The following is a 1,979-nucleotide window of genomic DNA, read 5'->3' as shown; positions in this document are numbered from 1 at the left end:
GGGAATAATTGATGGAGTACACATTCATTTTGGCCAAGGTCATGACAGTGAGCATGGAGATGAAACTATAGCAGCCACACCTCAAAATGGAGTCGCTGTAATGGATAGAGGTTTTTCTAGCTCTGAACGCGTTCAAGCATTAATGAAACAAGAAAATCAATATTTTGTCCTACGAATTAAGAATAATTCTACTATCAACATGAAGGAGGATGGAACTTATGAAGTGTGGAGTAACAAACGAAAAGTTCAAGTAAGATTAGTGACTTTTTCAGATTTAGAAACACGAACTGAATTTAGGTTTGTCACTAATTTACCTGAATCAGGAAAATTAGCATACACTAATGAAGAAATTGGAGAAATTTATCGCAGACGATGGCAGATTGAATTGCTGTGGAAATTTTTAAAAATGCATTTAAAATTGGCTCGTATAATTACTAAAAATACTAATGGAATCAAGATCCAAATCTATGCCTGTTTGATTTGTTATTTGTTGCTTCAGTTAGTTGAAGTTCCTGATGAAATTGGAAATAAACTCTTAGACAAATTACGATATTTACAGGCTTTTATGTGTGAGAAAATCAGCTATATTCACTGGTTTAAGGAACTTGTTTTCAATTGCTGAAATCAGCATTTTATAGGATTAGTATGTCTATTTTCCGAATCCTATCAATAAGCGTTCAACACTTCTGCGGTGAATCATCAGGTACTAAATCCCGATCGAGTATTTGTTGAGCAGTTGCCAAATCCTGACTTCCCGTAGCATCGCTGGTATGAAAGACTAGACAATTCACTTGACTGAGACGAGCGGACAACAGTTGCAAAAGAGCCATCAAGACACGATTACCACCGTAAGCTCCGCATCCCCAGAAGCCTGTATGAATAATCAAAGTTGGTGTTTGAGCCGACTCTAACTGTGACTCAATTCGTGCTGCACAAAATCCAGTGAACGCTGTTTTAAGAATGTATTCAATTTGTGCAATGCTATAAGAACCCTCGCCATAGGAAGGAGCTTCTATCGCAATGATGTTTGTGATTGTAGGCGGGTTTAGAGGTTTTGTCGCTTGTGCGATCGCATCTGATGTAGCTCGTCCAAAGTTATTGCCGTAAAGACCAAAAGGTCGCCCCTGTTCTGAATTGCGATCGGTAGCGATCGCACACCTCCGTTCCACCCCACGAATCAGGATCGGGGTGGGTTGTTGACTCTCCACTGTTAATGGCTTAATGTTGGAATCTAGTAAAGCTTCTCGCAGTGAACTGAGTGCTGGATGTTCAGCTACCTGCATTTCGTCTTGGGCAAATAGCGAACCACCATAAGCACAAAAAAGCTCGCAATGAGCGAAATTGAGATACCACTCCATCTCAGTGCTATTTTGGGATGGCTCGTACCCAAAGTATGCCTTTCGCTCAGAAAGATCGGTCTGATGTTCCAGAGGAGAAAGATATTCTGGAAAAGGCATTGCGTACCATCGGGAAAATGCTAATTGACCCCGATGAGTGCATCCAGGTGGACAACAAATATCATAAACGATCTGCTTGTTAGGGTTGTAAAATTTAGGTGGGTGAGAATTCATCAAAGCCTGCGTATCAAATGTCTGCCGACTGATCGAGCTATCTAAAAAGTCGTTCATTGCTCTCTCCCTTACAACATTGAAACATTTTTTTCCAACGTTAACCGCCAAAGTCTGTTGATGTCAAGACCGACTAGCTATTATAGCCTTTCTCAAAAAGGTGAGGTACAGGTTTAGATTTTATATTTTAGATTTTAGAGTGGGGATTGAAGGATTGCGGGATCTATCGATCTATACCTAATCGAGAGTGAGAAATGCTATAGATACCCGACTTCTTGGGGAAGTCGGGTATCTGGGGTATCTGGTTATTCTGTTTTTTTAGGTAGGCTTATATCTGTAGTTTAGACTAACCAAAGATGAGAACGGTGGCAAAAGAAGAACTAGAGCCACCGCGCTAGGAGAGAATGAGGG

General features: G+C 40.6%; 2 protein-coding genes. One reads left to right on the top strand and one right to left on the bottom strand.

Annotated features, from left to right (window positions below; genetic code table 11):
* Positions 1 to 622 (top strand): IS4 family transposase (locus QUA44_RS30425; RefSeq protein WP_333310102.1); only part of this gene is annotated, 622 nt, incomplete at its 5' end.
* 55 nt (positions 623 to 677) lie between these two features.
* Here QUA44_RS30425 and QUA44_RS30420 read toward each other — a convergent pair.
* Positions 678 to 1,628 carry a hypothetical protein gene (locus tag QUA44_RS30420; RefSeq protein ID WP_333255328.1) on the bottom strand — a complete coding sequence of 317 codons (951 nt, stop codon included), beginning with the start codon at positions 1,626 to 1,628 and terminating at the stop codon, positions 678 to 680.
* Positions 1,629 to 1,979: the final 351 nt, after the last annotated feature.

Source organism: Microcoleus sp. N9_A2 (assembly GCF_036701775.1).
Taxonomy (GTDB): Bacteria; Cyanobacteriota; Cyanobacteriia; order Cyanobacteriales; family Microcoleaceae; genus Microcoleus.
This window is presented reverse-complemented; position numbering and strand designations above follow the sequence as displayed.

Bases quoted from the DNA above. Each gene is read 5' to 3' on its own strand.
- QUA44_RS30420 (WP_333255328.1), bottom strand. From the start codon at position 1,628: ATGAACGACTTTTTAGATAGCTCGATCAGTCGGCAGACATTTGATACG.